Source organism: Maribacter sp. X9 (genome assembly GCF_048537565.1).
Taxonomy (GTDB): Bacteria; Bacteroidota; Bacteroidia; order Flavobacteriales; family Flavobacteriaceae; genus Maribacter.
Genome location: NZ_CP183215.1, coordinates 2,205,657 through 2,228,249, shown reverse-complemented (window position 1 = coordinate 2,228,249; position 22,593 = coordinate 2,205,657). Strand labels below are relative to the sequence as shown.

19 protein-coding genes are annotated in these 22,593 nt (G+C 38.7%); 16 read left to right on the top strand and 3 right to left on the bottom strand.

Going from position 1 to position 22,593, the window contains the following annotated elements; all coding sequences use genetic code 11:
- Nucleotides 1-59 precede the first annotated feature (59 nt).
- From ACNR9Q_RS09595 to ACNR9Q_RS09585, 3 genes are all read right to left on the bottom strand, one after another.
- Nucleotides 60-476: a molybdenum cofactor biosynthesis protein MoaE gene (locus tag ACNR9Q_RS09595; protein WP_419210995.1), complete on the bottom strand. Its 417-nt coding sequence runs from the start codon at nt 474-476 to the stop codon at nt 60-62.
- Entirely contained in the window at nt 476-718 is a 243-nt protein-coding gene (locus tag ACNR9Q_RS09590; protein ID WP_419210994.1) for a MoaD/ThiS family protein, read from the bottom strand. The genes ACNR9Q_RS09595 and ACNR9Q_RS09590 overlap by 1 nt, the downstream gene beginning before the upstream one ends.
- A 95-nt stretch (nt 719-813) precedes the next feature.
- On the bottom strand, nt 814-1,611 hold the full coding sequence (locus tag ACNR9Q_RS09585; protein WP_419210993.1) for a hypothetical protein: 798 nt from the start codon (nt 1,609-1,611) through the stop codon (nt 814-816).
- Between the two features lie 89 nt (nt 1,612-1,700).
- On the opposite strand from ACNR9Q_RS09585, the gene ACNR9Q_RS09580 reads away from it, so the two are divergent.
- From ACNR9Q_RS09580 to ACNR9Q_RS09505, 16 genes are all read left to right on the top strand, one after another.
- Nucleotides 1,701-2,513, top strand: a complete 813-nt coding sequence (locus ACNR9Q_RS09580; protein WP_419210992.1) for a TrmH family RNA methyltransferase — start codon at nt 1,701-1,703, stop codon at nt 2,511-2,513.
- Between the two features lie 44 nt (nt 2,514-2,557).
- Nucleotides 2,558-3,790 (top strand): M48 family metallopeptidase, encoded by a 1,233-nt coding sequence (locus ACNR9Q_RS09575; protein WP_419210991.1) that lies wholly within the window; start codon nt 2,558-2,560, stop codon nt 3,788-3,790.
- 43 nt (nt 3,791-3,833) lie between these two features.
- Complete coding sequence (locus ACNR9Q_RS09570) at nt 3,834-6,038, top strand: RelA/SpoT family protein (RefSeq protein WP_419210990.1); 2,205 nt, start codon at nt 3,834-3,836, stop codon at nt 6,036-6,038.
- Between the two features lie 49 nt (nt 6,039-6,087).
- Nucleotides 6,088-6,573: a Fur family transcriptional regulator gene (locus tag ACNR9Q_RS09565; protein ID WP_419210989.1), complete on the top strand. Its 486-nt coding sequence runs from the start codon at nt 6,088-6,090 to the stop codon at nt 6,571-6,573.
- Nucleotides 6,574-6,582: 9 nt separating this feature from the next.
- On the top strand, nt 6,583-7,854 hold the full coding sequence (locus ACNR9Q_RS09560; RefSeq protein ID WP_419210988.1) for an adenylosuccinate synthase: 1,272 nt from the start codon (nt 6,583-6,585) through the stop codon (nt 7,852-7,854).
- Nucleotides 7,855-7,993: 139 nt separating this feature from the next.
- Nucleotides 7,994-8,761: a 3-keto-disaccharide hydrolase gene (locus tag ACNR9Q_RS09555; RefSeq protein WP_419210987.1), complete on the top strand. Its 768-nt coding sequence runs from the start codon at nt 7,994-7,996 to the stop codon at nt 8,759-8,761.
- Between the two features lie 10 nt (nt 8,762-8,771).
- On the top strand, nt 8,772-10,211 hold the full coding sequence (locus ACNR9Q_RS09550) for a Gfo/Idh/MocA family protein (RefSeq protein WP_419210986.1): 1,440 nt from the start codon (nt 8,772-8,774) through the stop codon (nt 10,209-10,211).
- Between the two features lie 92 nt (nt 10,212-10,303).
- Entirely contained in the window at nt 10,304-13,468 is a 3,165-nt protein-coding gene (locus tag ACNR9Q_RS09545; protein ID WP_419210985.1) for a PVC-type heme-binding CxxCH protein, read from the top strand.
- A gap of 10 nt (nt 13,469-13,478) precedes the next feature.
- The gene (locus ACNR9Q_RS09540; protein ID WP_419210984.1) at nt 13,479-14,483 is read left to right on the top strand and encodes a ThuA domain-containing protein; all 1,005 of its coding nucleotides are present in this window, start codon (nt 13,479-13,481) and stop codon (nt 14,481-14,483) included.
- The gene (locus tag ACNR9Q_RS09535) at nt 14,484-15,326 is read left to right on the top strand and encodes a TIM barrel protein (protein ID WP_419210983.1); all 843 of its coding nucleotides are present in this window, start codon (nt 14,484-14,486) and stop codon (nt 15,324-15,326) included.
- Between the two features lie 186 nt (nt 15,327-15,512).
- Nucleotides 15,513-17,183, top strand: a complete 1,671-nt coding sequence (locus tag ACNR9Q_RS09530; protein WP_419214266.1) for an OstA-like protein — start codon at nt 15,513-15,515, stop codon at nt 17,181-17,183.
- A gap of 9 nt (nt 17,184-17,192) precedes the next feature.
- Nucleotides 17,193-18,368, top strand: coding sequence for an aspartate aminotransferase family protein (locus ACNR9Q_RS09525; RefSeq protein ID WP_419210982.1), 1,176 nt, complete (start codon nt 17,193-17,195; stop codon nt 18,366-18,368).
- Nucleotides 18,369-18,471: 103 nt separating this feature from the next.
- On the top strand, nt 18,472-19,875 hold the full coding sequence (locus tag ACNR9Q_RS09520) for a tetratricopeptide repeat protein (protein ID WP_419210981.1): 1,404 nt from the start codon (nt 18,472-18,474) through the stop codon (nt 19,873-19,875).
- 17 nt (nt 19,876-19,892) lie between these two features.
- Entirely contained in the window at nt 19,893-20,807 is a 915-nt protein-coding gene (locus ACNR9Q_RS09515; protein ID WP_419210980.1) for a DUF368 domain-containing protein, read from the top strand.
- An 11-nt stretch (nt 20,808-20,818) separates the two neighbouring features.
- Nucleotides 20,819-21,838, top strand: coding sequence for a DUF368 domain-containing protein (locus ACNR9Q_RS09510; RefSeq protein WP_419210979.1), 1,020 nt, complete (start codon nt 20,819-20,821; stop codon nt 21,836-21,838).
- A complete protein-coding gene (locus ACNR9Q_RS09505; protein ID WP_419210978.1) occupies nt 21,810-22,562 on the top strand; it encodes a shikimate dehydrogenase family protein in 753 nt (250 codons plus the stop codon). Before ACNR9Q_RS09510 ends, ACNR9Q_RS09505 begins: the two co-directional genes overlap by 29 nt.
- Nucleotides 22,563-22,593: the final 31 nt, after the last annotated feature.

Below are 22,593 nucleotides of genomic sequence, written 5' to 3'. Positions count from 1 at the left end.
AACCCGTTTCCGATTTCTATTTTCTATCGTCTTTTTCTATTCTCTCATTCTAAAGAATCTTATGGATGTGCCGATACCCAAACAGATTTATTCTTGAGTTTTTCCTTTTTCCAAATAGGAACCGTCTCTTTGAGGGTATCGATTAAAAATCTACAAGCCTTGAAACAAGCATCTCTATGGGCAGATGAAGCACCTACGATTACGACAGGTTCCTTCACACCTTTTTCACCTACGGCATGTCGAATCACCACGCTATTCAATTGCCACTTTTCAATGGCTTTGTCCGCAATTTTTTCCATTTCCTTTAAAGCCATGGTCTTATACGTTTCAAATTCCAAAGCCACAACTTCCTCATCATTGGTGAACTCTCGTACCGTACCTATAAAGACACATATACCGCCACTTTTGGCATCGGATAATTCCTGATATACTTGAGCGGTGTCAATAATATCCACTATTTCTATTACCTTTTTCATTAGCCTCCACTTACCGGTGGTATGATTGCAATTTCATCGGTTCCCATCAAAGTTACATCATCAGCGGCATATTCACTATTCACGGCGACCGCCAAAGAGTTTAATTTCGAAAACTCTGGATAAGAGTCCACAAGTTGTTTTTTTAGGTCTGCCACATTATCGGGCTTCCTTAATCCTTCCGAAAATGAAATTTCTGAGCTACCAACAATATCCTTGGCAATTCCAAAAAACAGTACCTTCATATAACATTCACTATTTGATGAATTTCAAGTTACTTATAAAAAGTTAGGGGCCATAAAAATGACACCTTAATTAACGAAAATATAGTATTAAAACACTATTTCGCAATCACTTTTGCATTTTCAGGCTTCGCATAAAAATTATCGGACTTTGCCGTTTCACTTGCTGTGACATTTGCGAAACTTACGGTGTTTCGGGGTTCTTTAATTATTCCGTTTTCTACTGTGTACCAGGTAATTTCTTTAGGTAACAATAACTCGTTCACTTTTTCCCAATCACCATAATTAATCCAGTTTATTTTATCTGAAGGTTCATTACTAAAGTAAGTTACTGTATAGCCCAACCATTTCATTTGAAACGTTTCGGCATCATAGTGCAAATAGTATTCATCTTTAGGAGATGCACCAACCCCAGAGTTATAAGAAATCTTATATCCTGGATAAGAAACACCATCAACTTCTAACGGTGCCGTCTTCTCATAATTAAGTCCTTCGTCAGAAAAAACAAACGGCATTGAATAAAAATAAAACATGAGGTTATGGTAAAAATTTGGTTCCCCTTCATACTTTCCATCCTTATCAAGCAACCAAACATCGGCACCATCATATCCTAAACTGTAATTGGGAGCTATAATTTTATCGGTCCTTTTGTAAAGATCGATGACGTGGCTTTCAGTATAATCATCTTGCGCTATATCGAAACTTAAAGTTCTATATTTTTTATAATTATCCAGTCCACCATGTGCATCAAAGACATTAAACAAATCTATAGGATATTTGTTCAATGTGACCTGTTCTTCAGTCTCGGTAGAAGTTTCAATAATATCTTCTTTTTTAGGCGCTTCTTTACAAGAGAAAAAAAGGAAAGTTATTACCGCCATATATACTATTTTCATATAATTAATTTTTAGGTTGCTATTTTTGTGGAATTTCGTTAGTCGATAAGTTAAGACCTACTTAACAGATTAGATTACTTTTGTAAATAATGCAGTCAACAAAATATATTAGTAGCGTACAAAATCCTTTAATTAAAAAGGCTCTATTGCTTAAAGAAAAATCTAGGGAACGTAAAAAAACCGGTTTATTTCTTTTAGAAGGAATGCGCGAACTTCAAATCGCAAAAGGAACTGGATACGATATAGTTACTATTTTTTATTGTGAAAATATTTTAACGGATGCCCCGAACAATACTTTTTTACAATCCTTTTCTGCGGATACATTAATTTCGGTAAGTGCCGAGGTTTATAAAAAAATGGCACACCGCGATACGACCGAAGGTATATTGGCAATAGTTAAAAGCAAGGAACATCAACTTTCAACATTGAAGTTCAACAATCCGGATCCGTTAATTCTAATAGCGGAAGCTCCTGAGAAACCTGGCAATATCGGAGCGTTATTGCGAACGGCCGATGCCGCTAACCTTGATGCCGTACTTATCGCCAATCCTAAAACGGACTTGTACAACCCTAATATCATTCGATCAAGTGTAGGTTGTATATTTTCTAGGAACATAAAAGTGGGCAGTACCGTTGAAATCATCAATTTTTTGAAAAAAGAAGGTTTTCTAGTTTACTGCGCAGCGCTTTCAGCCTCCCAAGAGTATACCGAGGTTAATTTCAAAGGACCTACGGCAATCGTCGTAGGAACTGAAAACTCTGGTTTAAGCGAAGATTGGTTAGAACATTCCACACAGAATATCATTATCCCCATGGAAGGTGAAATAGATTCCATGAACGTATCGGTATCGGCTGCAATACTTATCTTTGAGGCGAAAAGACAGCGGAAATTGACCAACTAATCTATTAAAAATCAATTCAAAATATTTCTTTCTTAACATTTTTTATGGATAAAACGTTAGTATTCTATTGTATTCTGGGTATTCTCATTGCCGAATTCATTCTTGCCACAGTCATGAATTATCTGAATGCAAAGCGTTTCAACAATCCTATTCCAGAAGATTTAGATGATGTTTATAATCAAGAAGAGTATAAAAAATCACAAGCCTATAAGCTCGTAAATTATAAATTCGGGATTATAACATCGGTTTTTTCCTTGCTTCTTATCCTTTCTTTTTTACTTTTTGGAGGATTTGCTTGGGTGGACCAGGCTACACAAAATGTTACCGATAATCCCATTTTACAGGCATTGGTATTTTTTGGTATCATAATGATAGGCAGCGATCTTCTCAACACTCCTTTTTCCTATTACCAGACTTTTGTAATCGAGCAAGAGTTCGGGTTCAATAAAACAACGCGTAAAACATTTTTCATAGATAAGTTGAAACAATGGATAATGACGGTCGCTATAGGAGCGCCTATTCTATCGTTGGTCATTTGGTTCTTTGAATGGGCCGGTACTAATTTTTGGCTGTACACTTGGGCTTTGGTCGCCCTTTTTATCTTGTTCATGAACCTTTTTTACAGCAAATTAGTGGTTCCCCTATTCAACAAACAAGAGCCTTTAGAAGCTGGTAGCTTAAAAGAAAAAATTGAAAATTATGCGGCAAAGGTCGGTTTTGACCTACAAAACATTTATGTAATAAACGGATCGAAACGTTCTACCAAAGCGAATGCCTACTTTTCTGGTTTCGGAAAGGAAAAAAGGGTGACACTTTATGACACACTTATAGACGATCTCGAAGAAAATGAAATAGTGGCCGTCTTGGCGCATGAAGTAGGCCATTATAAACGCAAACACATTATTTTTAATCTGGCAACATCCATTCTACTTACAGGCTTCATGTTGTTTCTATTATCCCTATTCATCAATAATCCAGAAGTTTCTCTGGCGATCGGTGTTGAACGCCCAAGCTTTCACGCAGCGTTAATCGGCTTCGGAATTTTATACAGTCCGGTCTCAGAAATCACAGGTTTAGTAATGAACCATTTTTCGAGAAAATTTGAATACCAAGCCGATGATTTTGCCAAAGAAACATATGCGGCAATGCCTTTGGTTACATCCCTTAAAAAGTTGTCCAAAAATAGTCTCAGTAATTTAACCCCACATCCTGCATACGTCTTTATGCATTATTCCCACCCTCCATTGATTGAGCGCATTCGCAATTTAAAGGCATAATATTTGTTGTTCATCTTTTAAGATTTCTTATTTTTAATCTAGTATGACACAGGCAGCAATAGAAGAGGAAAATAAGCTAATAGCCCACGAGTATAAGGAGTTATTGCGTATTAGTTACCAAACCCTGACGGACGAGGATAAAAAATTGATTCGAAGCGCTTTTGAGGTGGCCGTTGATGCCCACAAAAATCAGCGTAGAAAATCTGGGGAAGCCTACGTCTTTCACCCGATAGCGGTCGCTAAAATCGTAGCCTCTGAAATTGGCCTGGATGCAGTCTCCATTGCCTCTGCCCTATTACATGATGTTGTTGAGGATACAGAATATACCCTAGACGATATTGATCGTATTTTTGGCGAAACCGTGGCCCGTATTGTAGACGGACTCACTAAAATATCACATTTAAAGAAGGACATGAACATCTCCCAACAAGCGGAGAATTTCAGGAAAATGTTGTTGACGTTAAATGATGATGTAAGGGTGATCATTATTAAGATCGCAGACCGTTACCATAATATGCTCACCATGGATTCCATGCCCGAGCATAAACAGGTGAAAATATCATCGGAGACCTTATATATATATGCCCCGTTGGCTCATAGGATCGGACTTTACAATATTAAAACAGAACTAGAAGACCTTAGTTTAAAATATACCGAGCCCGATGTATATAACTCCATCAAAAATAAAATTGAGGACAGCAAGGAGGAACAGCAAGCCTATATCGATGCATTCTCCGATACTATTGACACCTCCTTAAAAAAGGAAGGACTTAATTATGTCATTAAAGGTAGGATGAAATCTATCTTCTCCATGCGAAGAAAGATGATTTCACAGAATGTCACTTTTGAAGAAATCTATGACAAGTTTGCCATCAGGATTATTTATAAATCAGACGCTCAAAACGAAAAATTCCTAGCCTGGAAAATTTACTCGATCGTTACGGATCACTTTACCCCTAACCCGGTACGTTTACGGGATTGGATTTCCTCCCCTAAATCAACGGGGTATGAGGCATTACATATTACCGTTATGGGACCCAAAGGAAAATGGGTAGAAGTGCAGATTAGAAGTGAGCGTATGCACGAAATTGCAGAAAAAGGTTATGCCGCCCATTTTAAATATAAACACGGAGACCAAAAGGAACAAGGCATCGAAGTATGGCTTAACAAACTACAGGAAGCTCTTGAAAATGCGAATACCAATGCGGTAGATTTTGTTGAGGAATTCAAACTCAATTTATATTCCAAAGAAATATTCGTATTCACACCTAAAGGAGAATTAAAATCCTTACCAAAAGGAGCCACTCCCTTAGACTTTGCGTTCAACATCCACACCGAAGTTGGTATGCGCACAAGGGGAGCCAAAGTCAATGGAAAATTGGTTCCGTTGAATACCACGTTACACAGTGGCGACCAGGTTGAAATAATCACGTCTGAACAGGCCAAACCGAATCAAAACTGGCTCGATTATGCAACAACGGCAAGAGCTAGGGCAAAAATTAAATCGGTATTACGAGAGGAGAAAAAATCTGTTGCCGAAGAGGGTAAAGAAATACTGAGGAGAAAACTCAAATCTCAAAAAATAAACCTGAACGAGGATTCCATTAATAAAATGGTGACCTATTTCAAGTTAAAAACAAGCCTGGATCTTTTTTACCGCGTAGGTATCGGTTCTATAGACAATGGCATGTTAAAGGACTTTGCTTCATCCTATAGTAATGCATTCATTAGTTTCTTTAAAAACCGCATGCGCCGTAACCCGGTGCCTGAAGACATCAATAAAGATGAAATCACCTCTAAGTACGACATGCTGGTTTTTGGAAAGGAAGAGGAGAAATTGGAATACAAGTTATCCCAATGTTGTAATCCCATTCCAGGAGATGATGTATTCGGCTTTGTAAGCGTATCCGAAGGAATTAAAGTCCACAAGAAGAATTGTCCGAATGCGATTTCGTTACAATCGAACTATGCCTACAGGATTATAAGTGCCAAATGGATTGATTCTTCCCAACAAGAATACCAGGCAGATATTGAACTTACGGGTATCGACAATCTAGGTCTGGTAAGTGATATAACCGAAGTCATATCGGATATCATGCACGTAAATATGCGTAATCTGAACTTCAGTACAGATGGGGGCACTTTTAAAGGTAAAATAACCGTAGTCGTAAAAAACAAAGCTATTCTAAAAAAATTGACCGATAGTCTTAAAGAGATTAGCGGCATTGACAAAGTAACCCGCATTTAGAAAAGGAAATTAAAATTTAACTGTACATTTGTATATTAATGCAGTAAATATGTCTTCGGATAAAAACCAAGAAATTGTAAAAAACGTCTTCACTACCTTTTTAGAGGACAAAGGACATAGAAAAACTCCAGAACGCTACGCCATACTTCAAGAAATTTATGAAAGCGAGGAGCATTTTGATATAGAATCACTTTATATTAAAATGAAGAATAAAAATTACCGCGTAAGTAGGGCAACGTTGTATAATACCATAGAACTTTTATTGGATTGCAAATTGGTTCGCAAACATCAATTCGGGAAAAATCAGGCACAATATGAAAAGTCTTATTTTGATCGCCAACATGATCATGTCATTCTTACCGATACCGGTGAAGTAATGGAGTTCTGTGATCCACGTATTCAATCCATTAAAAAAACCATAGAGGAAGTTTTTGATATCAAGATCACAAATCACTCCCTTTATTTTTATGGTGTTAAGAATACGCCTGAAGGCGAAACAGCAAAATCAAAAAACACAAAAACTAATCAAGTATAGCAAATTTAGATGGCAGTAGATTTATTGTTAGGCCTACAATGGGGTGACGAAGGAAAAGGGAAAATCGTTGATGTATTAACCGAGAATTATGACATTATCGCTCGTTTTCAGGGGGGGCCGAATGCAGGTCATACCTTAGAGTTTGACGGAATAAAACATGTATTACACACGATTCCTTCCGGAATTTTCCATAAAAATGCAGTAAACGTCGTAGGTAACGGTGTCGTTATTGATCCGGTGATATTCAAAAAAGAGTTGGATGCCCTGAAGAAATTCAATTTGGACATCCAATCTAAATTATTGATTTCAAGAAAGGCACATTTGATCCTGCCAACCCATAGGCTATTAGATGCCGCTTCAGAAGCAGCTAAAGGAAAAGCCAAAATAGGCTCTACCTTAAAAGGTATTGGACCAACTTATATGGACAAGACCGGTAGAAACGGTATGCGTATAGGTGATTTGGAGTTAAGCGATTGGAAAGAAAAATACCGTAATCTTGCCAACAAGCACGAAGCGATGATCAGCTTTTACAATGTCGAAATTCAATATGACTTGGCGGAATTGGAAGCGGATTTCTTTAAAGCGGTCGAGGAGTTGAAACAACTCAAATTTATTGACAGCGAAGAATATCTTTACCAAGCCCAGAAAGCAGGTAAAAAGATATTGGCAGAAGGAGCTCAAGGCTCTCTTTTAGATATCGATTTTGGAACTTATCCTTTTGTAACCTCATCGAATACAACAGCCGCAGGTGCATGTACAGGGCTGGGTGTTGCCCCGAATCAAATTGGAGAAGTAAAAGGAATTTTTAAAGCTTATACCACTCGAGTCGGTAGTGGCCCTTTCCCTACAGAGTTATTTGATGAAGACGGCGAAACCATGGGTCGCGTAGGTAACGAATTTGGAGCTACAACAGGTAGACCGAGACGCTGTGGCTGGCTAGATTTGGTCGCCTTAAAATATGCAGTACGCATCAATGGCGTTACCGAATTAATGATGATGAAAGGAGATGTCTTAAGCGGATTTGATAAACTTAAAGTATGTACCGCCTATAATTACAAGGGGCAAAAAATAGAGCATTTTCCGTACAATATCGAAGCAGAAAATGTCACGCCAATATATACAGAGATGAAAGGTTGGAAAGAGGATCTGACGAAAATGTCTTCCGCAGATGAACTTCCAAAAACCTTGAACGACTATATCGATTTTTTGGAAAAGGAATTGGAAGTTCCTATTAGAATCGTTTCTGTTGGTCCGGATAGGAAACAAACCATTCACAGATAAGCATTAAACGAACTAACGTAGTTGTTCGACTAACAAGAATGGCGGTATAGGGAAATCCCTTTATTGCCATTCTTTTTTTTTGTATTTTCAATCCCATCGTAAAAACAAAAATACAGTAGTAGTCTAAATCCTCGAACCAATGAAAAAATTCATTTATACGTGTTTATACGTATTTCTTTTATTCTCTTGTAAAACCGACAAAAAGCATACAGAAGCATCAAAAGACACTAAAGAATCGGAAAGTATCACAAACAATGAAACGCCAGATGAATGGATTTCTTTGTTCGATGGGGTAACCACTACCGGATGGCGTGCCTATAATGGCAAAGAATTACCTCCCGGGTGGATTGCAAAAAATGGTGAATTGACATTTGATACCGACCTTGGCCTCGAAGAAGATTATACCGGAGGTAAAGACATTATCTATGCTGCAGAGCAATTTGACAACTTTGAACTGGTTTGGGACTGGAAAATACCGGAAGGTGGTAACAGCGGACTTTTATACCATATTCAAGAAGGAGATTGGAGCATTCCAGAGGTCGCTCCAGAATATCAGATGTTAGATGACCTGAAGTGGGAAGAAATTAATAATGCAACCCTAGAGGAATGGCAAAAAACAGGTGCAGATTATGCTATGCATATCCCCGATCCTGATAAAAAAATTATCAAAGCCGCTGGGGAATGGAATAGCTCAAAGCTTATTTTCATACCTGAGAAAGTTGAACATTGGCTCAATGGTCAACTCATTCTTTCTTTTAAGCCGTGGACCGAAGAATGGGAAACACAAAAAAGTATAGGGAAATGGAAAGATTCTCCAAAATATGGTACTTTTAAAAAAGGCTATATAGGTTTTCAAGATCATGACAGTCCTTTATGGCTAAAAAATATCAAAATCAAAAAATTATAATCCAACCAAAATGAACAAAAGAGAGTTTATAAAAAAATCCGCTGCCCTGTCCAGCTTTGTACTTCTACCTTCAGGAATATGGTCCTGCACCGAAAAAAAAGAGAAAACAACTCGATTACGTACCGCCCATATAGGTGTAGGTAATATGGGTGCGGCAGACTTAGAAGCTATTTCATCACATGCAAAAGTTGATGTTACGGCACTTTGCGATGTAGATGCCGATAATTTGGCAGCAGCCAAAGCCCTACACCCCAAGGCTAAAACATATACAGATTACCGGGTTATGCTCAAGGAAATGGCCGACGATATCGATGCCGTAGTAGTTTCCACCCCAGACCACACCCACGCCCCCGCGTCAATGATGGCCATGGAGATGGACAAACCGGTATACTGCCAAAAACCCCTTACCCATTATGTTTCTGAAGCAAGGGCCATGAAAAAAATGGCGGCCGATAAGGGGTTGGTTACACAAATGGGCATTCAGGTGCATTCGTTTTATGATTATAAATTAGCCACCTTATTGATACAATCAGGAATCATCGGCAAAGTACATACCGTTCGAGCATGGTCTCCAAAAAATTGGGGTTATGACGGACCCGAACCTACAGGATCCGACCCCATCCCAAAAACTTTAGATTGGAACCTATGGCTCGGCACCTCTGCCGAAAGACCTTATAAAGAAGGTTTTTATCATCCAGGTAATTGGAGGAAATTAATCGACTACGGCTGTGGCACTTTAGGTGATATGGGCGTTCATATTTTCGACACCCCGTATAATGCTTTGGAGCTTGATGTACCCATGACCATTAAAAATGAGTGCCGGGAACCTACCGGTTTTGGATTTCCAGAAAATAATATCGTAACTTATGAATTTCCGCAAACCAAGCATACCGCCGAAACCTTAAAATGGGTGTGGTATGATGGTCCTGGAGCTCCACAAGACCACGAAGATTTACGATTACCCGGCGCAGTTCCTAAAGCTGAGGCAACTGAGGATTCCGCTGAAAAATCAATGGAAGATAAAATGTCCCTAGAAACGAAAGTAGCTGATGATAGTGTGCTACCCGAACAAGGTGCCATGTTCATTGGAGAAAAAGGGCGTTTATTACTTCCCCATTTTATGCAACTCCCCAAAAAAATCGTGGATGGAGAATATGTAGATATCTCTGAGGAAATAAAAGCGGTAGAAAAAGCGAATAAAATGGGAGAACCTATTCGTAATTATGATACAGAGGGTCCAAAACACTATCACCAATTTGTAGATGCTTGTTTAGGAACTGATACCACTACAGCTCCATTTTCATATGCCTCAAGATTGACTGAAACCATTCTGTTGGGGGTCATTGCAGGAAGATTTCCTAATCAGGTCTTACATTGGGATAGCGAAAACGCCAAGTTCGCAGAAGAAGAGGCAAATAAATATTTAGAAGGTGATTATCGAAATTTTTAGTCATCGTCTCAAAATCACAAAAACCACTTTCGAGTGGTTTTTTTATGACTATATTTAAGAGGGAAATTTCAACATGCCAACAACTTACCATAATGAAAACCAACCTAATACTATTTACCCGCGCATCACTCATAGTCCTATTTTCATTGTCTTTGACGCTAAGTTGTTCAGCGAAAAAAGAACCACTTGTTGAAATTGAATCCCATTCCACTATCGTCCTAATCGGTAATAATTTAGGTTCTAGAATGCTGAATTTTGGATTCTTTGAAACCGAGATGCAACTGCGATATCCGTCAGATTCACTTACTATCAGGAATATGTGCGACGGGGGTGACACCCCTGGCTTTCGGCCTCATTCGGCAAGAAACCTACCTTGGGCCTTTCCCGGCGCTGAAAAATTTTATACAGAACTAGCGCAGAATTCAGGAAGTGAAGGTTTTTTTGAGACTCCTGATGAATGGTTAAGCCGCCTGCAAGTAGAAGTAATCATTGCTTTTTTCGGTTATAATGAATCCTTTAACGGACCCGATGGATTGGATAATTACAAAGCTGAATTGGATGCCTTTATAAAACACACCCAACAACAAACCTACAATGGTAAAACCAACCCAAGGTTAATCATTGTCTCGCCTATTGCTTTTGAAAATTTATCCGATCAAATGGATTTACCAAACGGTATCAAAGAGAACGAAAACCTACAATTATACACCACTGCGATGAGCGAGGTTTGTGCCCGTAATCAGGTGCCTTTCATCAATGCGTTCAACCCATCAAAAGCATGGTATTCCTCCACAGATGAAAATTTAACCATCGATGGTTTTCAACTTAACCAAAAAGGATATAAAAAATTCGCTAATTTTCTAGCGGATGAAATTACCGGTAATACATCCATAAAATCAGAAAGCAAAAGGCTAGCCGTCAACGAAGCCGTCAATGAAAAAAACTTTTACTGGCACAATGATTACAAAGTACCGAATGGCGTTCACGTCTATGGAAGGCGTTATGCTCCCTACGGACCGGATAATTATCCCTTCGAAATAAAAAAAACGAGAGAACTTACAGCAATTAGGGACACGCTCATCTGGTCAACACTACAAGGAGATTCGTATGACCTCAAAGGTGCTGATACGAAGACGAGTCAACTGCCTGAGGTAGAAACGAATTATACCTTAGGAAATGAAGAGGAAATCATTCAATATAAATATGGCGAAGAGGCTATCAATACATTGACCGTTCCTGAAGGTTATCAAGTTGAGCTTTTCGCATCGGAAAAAGAATTTCCAGATTTGGCCAATCCCGTTCAGATATCCTTTGATAATAAAGGGCGATTATGGGTTGCCACGATGCCCTCCTACCCTCATTATAAACCAGGAGACCCAAAACCAAATGATAAATTATTGATTTTAGAGGATACGGATCATGACGGCAAGGCTGATAAACAAACGGTATTCGCCGATAAACTTCATCTCCCCATTGGGTTTGAATTCGCGCCGGAAGGCGTTTATATCAGTCAGGGGACCAATTTGAAATTATATAAAGACACCGACGGAGATGATCAGGCCGATAAAGTTGAAATCGTACTCAGCGGATTTGATGACCATGATACACATCACGCCATCTCCGCTTTTTGTGCAGACCCATCCGGAGCCTTTTATATGGGTGAGGGTATATTTCTGCATACCAATGTAGAAACACCTTATGGTCCGGTAAGGGCTACAAACGGAGGTTTTTATAGATACAGTCCTCAGCGTAAAAAACTAGAACGAACCTTACAGGTTGCTATTCCAAATCCGTGGGGCATTGCTTTTGACGAATGGGGACAGGATTTCTTTCTGCATACCTCGGGACCAAAAGTCAATTGGATGATGCCAAGCTCATTACGACCAATTTACGGTATCAATTCCCCATTGACCGAAGAATTAATTGAAGAAGAACATAGGGTACGACCCACCTCAGGGATGGAATTTGTATCAAGTCGTCATTTCCCCGACGAAGTGCAAGGCGACATGCTTTTGGCGAATTCCATTGGCTTCTTGGGATTAAAACAACATCAAATGATGGAGGACGGCACCGGATATAAAACCAAACACCGTCAAGATTTGATTACCAGTACCGACCCTAATTTTAGACCTGTAGAAATGGAGTTTGCCCCAGACGGCTCTTTGTATATCGTAGATTGGCACAATATCCTTATCGGACATATGCAGCATAACGCGCGTGACCCCTTACGTGACCATGTACATGGAAGGATTTATAGAATCACATACCCATCAAGACCGTTGGTTACGCCGGCCAAAATAGAAGGAGCCCCTATCGCCCAACTTTTTGAAAACCTTAAATTACCGGAATACAGAACCCGATATAGAACCCGCAGGGAATTACGGGAACGGAATGCCGATGAAGTTTTAGAGGAATTAGATATTTGGGTCTCTAATTTAGACGCTGCTGACCTAAATTATGAGCATAACAGACTTGAGGCTTTATGGGTCTCGTGGGGTTTGAACAAGGTCAACGCGCCTCTTTTAGAAAAATTATTGAAGAGTAAAGACCATAGAGTACGTTCCGCATCGGTTCGCGTGCTAAGATATATGGGTTACCAATTAGATAATTCCCTAGAATTACTGAAAAATGCCGCGGCGGATGAACATGGCCGTGTTAGGCTCGAAGCCATTACGGCAGCTTCTTGGCTTCCAGAGAAAGAGGGCATGGAAGTTTTAGAGGTGGCCAGAAAACATCCGTTGGATGAATGGATGTTAGACGCATTCAATTTTGCAGAAACAAGACTTACAGGCAACTTTATGGAGGAGCAAAATGCGAAAATACTGGCCTCCCATTTAAAAGGGGATGATTTGACCAAATTCGCTAAAGGCAAAAAGATATATGAGACAGAAGGCTATTGCATCACTTGTCACCAAGAAGGCGGCAACGGTCTACAACAGGCCGGATACCCTACTTTGGTAGGCCAAGCATGGGTATTGGGAGACGAAGAACGTTTGATTAAATTGGCTTTGCATGGACTTTACGGACCTTTGAATGTTATGGGTAATCACTACGAAGGCCAAGTCCCTATGATGGCTTTTAAAGATCTGTTGAAAGATAATGAAATAGCTGCAGTATTGACCTATGTACGTAATGCATTTGGCAACAAGGCTTCCGTTATCGATCCCGAAAAAGTAAAAGAAGTACGGGAAGCCACCAAAGACCGAAATAGTTTTTATACCCCGGCAGAATTATTGGAAGAACATCCCATGAAGTAAATTGATTAGTATGCAAAAAAATAATGTATTCCTTAAATTCCTTATCGTATGTTCAATGGGTATTTTGACACTATCCTGTGGAGAAAAGAAAAAGGAAGTATCAGAAAATACGGTTGAAGAAGAACCAGTTCCCCACATCGTATTTGTCACTGGTGATGAAGAATATCGGTCCGAAGAGTCCATGCCCATGTTGGCGAAATTAGCAAAGAGGGAATTAGGTGCAAAAGTGACCGTTTTATATGCTTTAGATAGTTTAGGATTCATAGACCCGAACCGAACGGATCACATCGCAGGGCTAGAAGCATTGAAAACTGCAGATCTCATGGTGATGTTTACCCGTTTTAGAAATTTACCGGAAAACGAGCTCAAATTCATTACAAATTATGTAGAATCGGGCAGACCGATTGTAGGGTTCAGGACATCGACCCATGCTTTTATGTATAAAAATGACTCTACAGTGGGCAAAATATATAATGAAGCCTGGCCAACTAAAATTTTTGGTCAGCAATGGATTACGCACCATGGGCATTTTGATGATGGTAAATTTCCGGTAACTGACATTTCAATACGACCGGGTCAAGAGGAAAACCCTATTTTAAATGGCTTTGAACCTTTTGCCGCCTATTCGTGGCTATACCATGTGGATGGCGGGGATTGGAAACTTCAAGGTGACAGTAATCCTATTCTCATGGGACACTCCACAAAATCACAACATGAAATTGATGGAGATTTGGACAAGTTTCCTTTAGATAACCCTGTGGCTTGGACCAAAACTTACACCGGAACCTCCGGCAAAACCGCGCGTGTATTTTTTACCACGGTCGGCCACCCTTATGATTTTAAAATTCCGACCGTGCGGAAAATAGCCTTGAACGGTATCTACTGGGCATTAGGAAAGGAAAAACGAATTCCCGAAGATGGGGTAAATGTAAGTTTAGAAGAACCTTTTGAACCAAATAATTCCGGATTCGGACAGAAATACAAGCAAAACCAAAAACCAAAACCGATACTGTAAATGGCAATTAGTAGAAAAGATTTTTTAAAGGCTAGTGGTCTAGGTGCCTTGGCCATTGGGACAGCATCCTTTGCTTCCGTAAGTGAAGCGGTAGAAAAGAGTGCATCCGAAGAACATACGTTACGAATTGGGCTGGCATCATACACACTGCGCAACTACAGTCTAGATGAATTAATAGATATTGTATTGCGCCTACAACTGACAGATGTGTCTTTTAAAAGTTTCCACCTGCCCTACGAAGCCAGTCCCGAAGAACTAGGATTTATTAGGGATAAAGTAAAGGCCAGAGGAATAAACCTTTATGGTGGCGGAGTTATATACATGAACACAGCAGAAGAGGTTGAAAATTATTTTAACTATGCAAAATATGCCGGACTTTCCATAATCATTGGGGCACCAAAACATAATCTTTTACAACTAGTTGAAAAGAAGGTCAAAGAGAGCAATATTAAAATGGCCATTCATAACCATGGCCCAGAAGATGGAGTTTTTCCTTCACCTGAGAGTGTTTATAACAAAATAAAAGACTTGGATTCTCGCATTGGCCTTTGTATCGATACCGGCCATACCTTTCGTTTAAATCTTGACCCCGCGGCAGAACTAATCAAATATAAAAGCAGATTGTTCGATGTCCATATTAAAGATATTGATGAACAAACCCCGAAAGGTAATAATGTGGAAATTGGACATGGAAAAATGGACATCCCTAAAATACTCAGTGCTCTAAAGGACATAAACTATACAGGTGTTGTCGCAATAGAATATGAGAAGGATGGCGAACATGCTATTTATGGTTTATCAGAATCTGTAGGTTATATCCGTGGAATTCTAAACGTTATTTGAAAATCTTAATATCCTAAAGAATAATGGATGTTGAATTCTTATACTTCCACAACACGTATAATGAATGGGGTAGCATTTATTTTCAAATTCCTAAAACTATCATAACCCTAATAAGTCTCGACTTAAATATACTATTTTTGAAAAAAAATTAGAGTGAGGATTCCCGATGTTATCGTGCTATTATTTCTGGTCATTCCATTTTTTGGAATTTCACAGCAAGAAAAAGCAAGTGAAGAACCCAAACAAATCAATATTGTTTACGGTGCCAATTTTACTAAAAATGAAGTTGAGTATCCTGGTGCTTCCATTTTTAGCAAAGATGACCGTCAAGTTCAATTTGAACACCAAGGTGCTGATTTATGGTGTGATGTAGCGATTTACTACCAGCTTGAAAATAGATTGGAGGCCTTGGGCAATGTCATTTTAAAACAAGGGGATTCCATCGAAATGACTAGTAAAAAAATCAACTATTTAGGAGATGTAAAACTGGCTAAGGCATGGGGTGATGTAGTATTGACCAATTCTGATATGACCCTAAAAACAGATACCCTTCGGTTAGACCGGGTTAAACAAGAGGCCTTTTATCAGGATAATGGCACCGTCATTGACTCTTCAAATACGCTCACCAGTAAAATCGGGAAGTATTTTATAGAGTTAAAAAAGTACCAGTTCTTAGATAGTGTACATGTTCAAAACCCAGAATACACCTTAGATTCAGAACAATTGGATTATTACACAACCTCAAAAAACGCATACATGTACGGCCCATCAACTATTGTTGGCGAAACCTATACCATTTATTGTGAAAGAGGTTTTTATGACACCAAGGTTGAGAGCGGTTATGGTATAAAAAATACACGCATCGACTATAACAACCGTATTATTGAAGGCGATAGTGTTTATTTTAATAAGGCCCGTGAATTTGCATCGGCCACTAACAATATTACGGTCACCGACACCATAAACAAAGGAATCATAAGGGCACATTACGCAGAGGTGCATAAAGCAAAAGACTCTGTTTTTGCGACCCGAAGAGCCGTATCCATTTCTGTGCAGGAACGTGATTCGCTGTATGTTCACGGAGATACTTTAATGGTAACGGGCAAGCCGGAAGAACGAATAATTAGGGCTTTCAGAAATGCTAAATTCTATAAAACCGATTTAAGTGGAAAGTGTGACAGCATCCATTCTGAGCAAAAAACCGGTATAACCCAATTAATCAAAAATCCTATTATTTGGAACGGGGCGAATCAAATGACCGGGGATAGTATCCACTTAAAATCCAATTTGGAAACCGAGCAACTAGACTCCCTCAAAGTGCTGGAAAACGCGTTTATAATTTCATTGGACAGCGTGAGTATGAAAGGATACAATCAGGCAAAGGGAATCAACTTGTATGGCCAATTCATAGAGAATGAACTGAAAATCATCGACCTTGTTCAAAATACCGAAGTCATTTATTACATGTATAACGATGACGATGAACTTATTGGTATAGACAAAACGGTCTGTAGTAAAATACGGATTATCATGGCGGAAAACGATATTCAGGATCTTACCTTTTTCACGAATCCAGATGGGGATATTTTCCCAGAAAAGGATTTACCGGAAAACAGTAGAATACTGAAAGGATTCGTATGGCGTGGTGATGAGCGTATTCTCACCAAAGAAGATATTTTTGATGAAGATGACAATAACTTGCAACTTGTAGTGATCAAGGGTATAGATAATCCAATCGATATTGATGCGGAAGAACAACAACGTATTAAAAACGAGTCTGATCCCGTTAATAACATACCCCCTAAAAATAAGACCGCAGATCCTAAGAAGATTGCTAAAAATCAAAAAGTGAACTAGCCGTTTCACATGAAAGACGATTTTCTAAAATACCAAGCACAGACCTCTCCTTACCCATTAGGAATGGAAATTTCGCATGCCAAAGGAAGTTATATTTATGATACTAATGGCAATGCACATTTAGACTTTGTGGCAGGAGTTTCTGCCTGTAGTTTAGGCCATTGCCATCCAGAAGTAGTAGCTGCCATCAAAGATCAGACAGAAAAATACATGCATGTGATGGTGTATGGTGAGTACGCCCAGTCGCCGGCTACGAATTACACCAAGCTATTAGCCGAAAATTTACCTGCGCCATTAGAAGTGACCTATCTTGTGAATTCCGGCACCGAGGCTATAGAAGGAGCATTAAAATTAGCGCGTCGGTTTACGGGCAGATCCCAGCTTATTGCGGCCAAATCGGCTTACCATGGAAATACCATGGGAAGTTTAAGCTTAATGGACTTTGAAGAACGAAAAGGTGTGTTTAGACCGCTACTCCCCGACATCTATCATATTCGGTTTAACAATGAAGAGGACCTCAACAAAATTACAGAACATACAGCGGGAGTTATTTTAGAAACCATTCAAGGGGGCGCTGGTTTTATACTTCCTAAAAATGATTATTTGGAAAAAGTGAGAAAGCGATGCTCAGATGTTGGAGCATTACTTATACTCGATGAAATACAACCAGGCTTCGGAAGAACCGGAAAATTATTCGCTTTTGAGCATTTTAATTGCGTTCCTGACATTCTAGTGATGGGAAAAGGAATGGCGTCGGGATTGCCGGTCGGTGCTTTCACGGCCAGCAAAAAAATTATGTCTTCTTTAAGTGAACGACCAAAAATGGGACATATTACGACCTTTGGTGGTAATCCCGTTATAGCATCTGCCAGTTTAGCCACACTTCAAGTGCTTTTAAAAACTTCGATAATCACTGATACCCTCAAAAAAGAGGCCCTTTTTAAACAGCTGTTGAAACATCCGAAGATAAAGGAGATACGAGGCAAAGGCCTAATGCTGGCCCTTATCATGGACTCCCCCGAGACGACCGATGAACTCGTACTTCGTGCAAAAGACAATAAACTTATCTTATTCTGGCTTTTATTTGAGACAAGGGCCGTACGCATATCACCCCCACTCACAATTTCAGAAGCCGAAATAAGGGAAGGTTGCCAAACCATATTGAAAGTTTTAGATACTTTATAGGACTATATTGTTAACTAATTTGTTAATAATATAGACCCACGAAAAGGTTGAAACCTTTTTCAAACACTTACTTTTAAATATATAGACTAATCAAGAAGTTCCTATGGCGTTAGAATCTAACGAGAGACCGGACAAGACTATTACCAAATTCGAATCCATGCTCAAGACAGACGATGTCTATTTTTTTGATGCAGAAGATTTTGAGGACATTGTACACCACTACCTAAATATTGGTAAAATTTCCTTGGCGAAAAAAGGAATAAAAATTGGTTTACAACAACATCCAGGTTCGACAGAATTAAAATTGCTGCAAGTAGAAGTAATGGTCTTTGAAAATCATTTGGAAAAGGCAGAACTGCTATTAGATGAGTTACAGTTTTTAGATAACCAGAATGAAGAAATCTATATTCAAAGAGCCAATATCTATTCAAAAAAAGATAATCATGAAGGCGCGGTAGAACTACTACAAAGAGCCTTGGACCTCACCTCTGATAGCTTTGATATTTACAGCCTTTTGGGTATGGAATATTTGTTTATGGACAATTTTAAAATGGCCAAACAAAGTTTCATGAAATGTGTTGAATTCGATGAGCAAGATTACTCCTCACTTTATAATGTGGTGTATTGTTTTGAATTCTTGGAAGATTACGACGGGGCCATTGTCTATTTGAACGAATATTTAGAAAATAATCCGTATTGCGAGGTAGCTTGGCATCAATTAGGCAAACAATATTATTATAAAGAAATGTTTACAGAGGCGTTGGCAGCTTTTGACTTCGCCATTATCTCAGATGATACGTTTATCGGTGCTTACTTTGAAAAGGGGAAAGTACTTGAAAAATTAAGTAGGTATAAAGAAGCCATTGAAAATTACGAAACTACTATTTCTATAGAAGACCCGACTTCCCATGCCTTTTTACGAATAGGCAAATGTTATGAAAAGTTAAAGGATACCGAAATGGCCAAATACTATTTCTACCAAACGGTACATGAAGATCCATTATTGGATAAAGGTTGGTTGGCAATCACGAATCTTTACTACAACACTAAAGACTATGAAAAAGCAGTGTATTATATCAACAAAGCACTGAACATAGATGGCGAAAACCCTTTGTATTGGAAAAAATGTGCGCAAATCCATACCGCATTACGAAATTTAGACCAAGCCGATTTCGCTTTCAAACAAACAGTTGATCTAGGGAACTATGAATTGGATACCTGGTTAAAATGGGCCGATGTCGTGCATGAGAATGGAGAAACAACCGCAGCGGTGCAAATTTTGGAACAAGGAAGGGAATTTTATCCAGAAAGCCTTAAGCTTTTATATAAATCTGTAGGTTATCAATTAATTGCTAAGGACTTAATTAATGCAAGAATAACCCTAATGGATGCTTTAAAGATTGACAAGAACCAAAAAAAACTATATCTGTTTACCGAAAAATTTCCTGAATTCGGTAATTCTGAATGGACCCAGAAAATTCTGAACAAATACAATAAAGCATCCTAAACGGGGTTCTACATTTCATGGGAAACAGAAAATTAATAGATTATATCGTTATTACCTTTAAGGGCATTGCCATGGGGGCTGCCGATGTGGTTCCAGGAGTATCAGGTGGAACAATAGCCTTTATTTCAGGAATCTATGAAGAATTGATTACCTCGATCAACAACATTGATTTAGGACTTTTAAAAGTTTGGAAGGAAAACGGATTCAAAGCGGTTTGGAAAAAAGCTAACGGTAATTTCTTATTAGCACTGTTCACAGGTATATTCATTAGTCTTTTTTCATTGGCCACGTTGGTAAGCTGGTTGCTAGAGAACGAGCCTATACTTTTATGGTCCTTCTTTTTCGGCCTGGTAGCCGCAAGCGTATTTTTTGTTGGAAAGGAAATCACCAAATGGTCGGTTGCAACAATAATTTTCCTGTTGGCAGGTAGTATCATCGCCTATTTTGTTACCGTTCTTCCTCCTAGCCAAAATATTGGAAGTCTGCCCTATCTGTTTCTATCTGGAGCCTTAGCTGTTTGCGCCATGATATTACCAGGTATTTCCGGAGCTTTTATTCTGGTATTGTTAGGGTCCTATAAAACAATTTTGGATGCAGTTCATGGTAGGGATTTTAAAGTGATCGTAACGGTGGGCCTTGGAGCGGTTTTCGGGCTTTTAAGTTTTGCCAAATTATTGAAATGGATGTTCAACCACCATAAAAACCTTACCCTGGCCCTATTGACCGGTTTTATTATTGGCTCCCTGAATAAAATATGGCCTTGGAAAAAAATATTGGAAACTAAGGCCTATGGAGAAAAAATGGTTATTATAGATACCAACGTATCACCTTTCAGTTATGAAGGCGACCCTCAAATTATGTTTGCCATTGTAGCCGCGCTCATCGGTTTTTCCCTTATTTTTATATTGGAAAAAACAGCTTCTAAGAAGTAAGCGAAACCTACATGAACCATCCCCGTTCCTTATTGGATAAATTCTTCCTTATCATTAAGGGACTTTGTATGGGTGCTGCCAATAAAGTTCCCGGTGTTTCGGGAGGTATCGTTGCCTTCGTCGGTGGCTTTTACGAAGAGTTCATTTATTCCCTTCAAAAGATTAATGCAAAAGCCTTCAAACTCCTTATAAGCGGTAGGTTCAAAAGTTTTTACAGGTACATTAATGGCTCTTTTTTAACCCTACTTATTTTTGGAATGCTTGTTAGTTATTTTAGTATTTCTAAAATACTGGATTATTTTCTAGTGAAGAAAGAGCTCTATGTTTGGGCAGCTTTCTTTGGAATGATCCTTGGGTCTATCTATTATATTGGTAAGGATTTTGACTATTGGAAGAAGAAAACATTTACAGCTGCAATTATTGGTCTCACCGTTGGTATTGCCATTAGCTTCCTAAATCCAGCAAAAGAAAATGATAACTTGTTATTTATCTTTCTCTGCGGTATGATCAGTGTTTCGGGTATGACCTTACCAGGTTTATCTGGGTCGTTCATATTGATTTTGTTAGGCAATTATGTGTTACTATTGGTTGATTCTGTCAATGCGTTGTACGATACATTTTCAGAACTTTTTCTAGGTGACTTCAGTTTTATGTCCAATACAGAGCGTTTACATACTTTGAAAATATTGGCCGTGTTTACTTTAGGTTCGGCCACAGGATTAGTAACCTTGTCACACGTATTAAGTTTCGTTCTAAAACATTACAAACATATTACCACGGCTACCATCATAGGTTTTATAACGGGATCTTTAGGCGTTGTTTGGCCATGGAAAAAAACCATTTACAAAACCGGCATGAACGGAAAAGTCTTTTTAGACTCTAATGGAAAACAAATCATAATGAACTATGAACGTTTTCTCCCCGACATGTCTACGCTTGAAAATTGGATCGCCATCTTCTTCATTATTTTTGGAATCGGTGTTTTATTACTTTTAGATTGGTATGGAAAAAACAGAAAAAAAGCTAGTTAATTTTGGATTGGTAGGTCGTAACATATCCTACTCATTCTCAAGAGGTTATTTCAAGAAGAAATTCAATGACTTAGGACTGATGAATCATTCCTATCAAAATTTTGATTTACAATCCATAGCAGAATTCCCCTCAATTTTCCAATCCACCGAAAATATTAAAGGTTTAAATGTAACCATACCCTATAAGGAAGAAGTGATACCTTTATTAGATAAAATTGATGCTGCTGCCGAAATTATTGGAGCTGTAAACACGATCAAGGTAAGTGAAAAGGGATTAAAAGGTTATAATACCGATGCCTATGGTTTTCAAAAATCACTGGAGCCTTTTTTAAAAGAACACCATAAAAAAGCTTTGATTTTAGGAACTGGCGGAGCTTCAAAAGCGATCGCCTATGTCTTGAATGAATTAAAAATTGACTTTTCATTTGTTTCTAGAAGTAGTAAAAAAAACAGCTATGCTTACAAAGAATTGAATGAAACTGTTATAAAAGAACATACCTTAATCATCAACTGCTCTCCGGTAGGCACTTTTCCGAATATCGATGAAAAACCTGATATTCCCTATAATGCGATCGGGCCAAACCATTTACTTTTCGACCTCATCTATAATCCTGAAGAAACGGCATTTTTAAAAGCGGGTAAAGCGAAAGGTGCAAGTGTTTGCAATGGTCTAAAAATGCTAGAGTTACAAGCAGAAAAAGCGTGGGAAATCTGGAATAAATAGTGAACATTTTAGTGCATCACTTGAATTTATT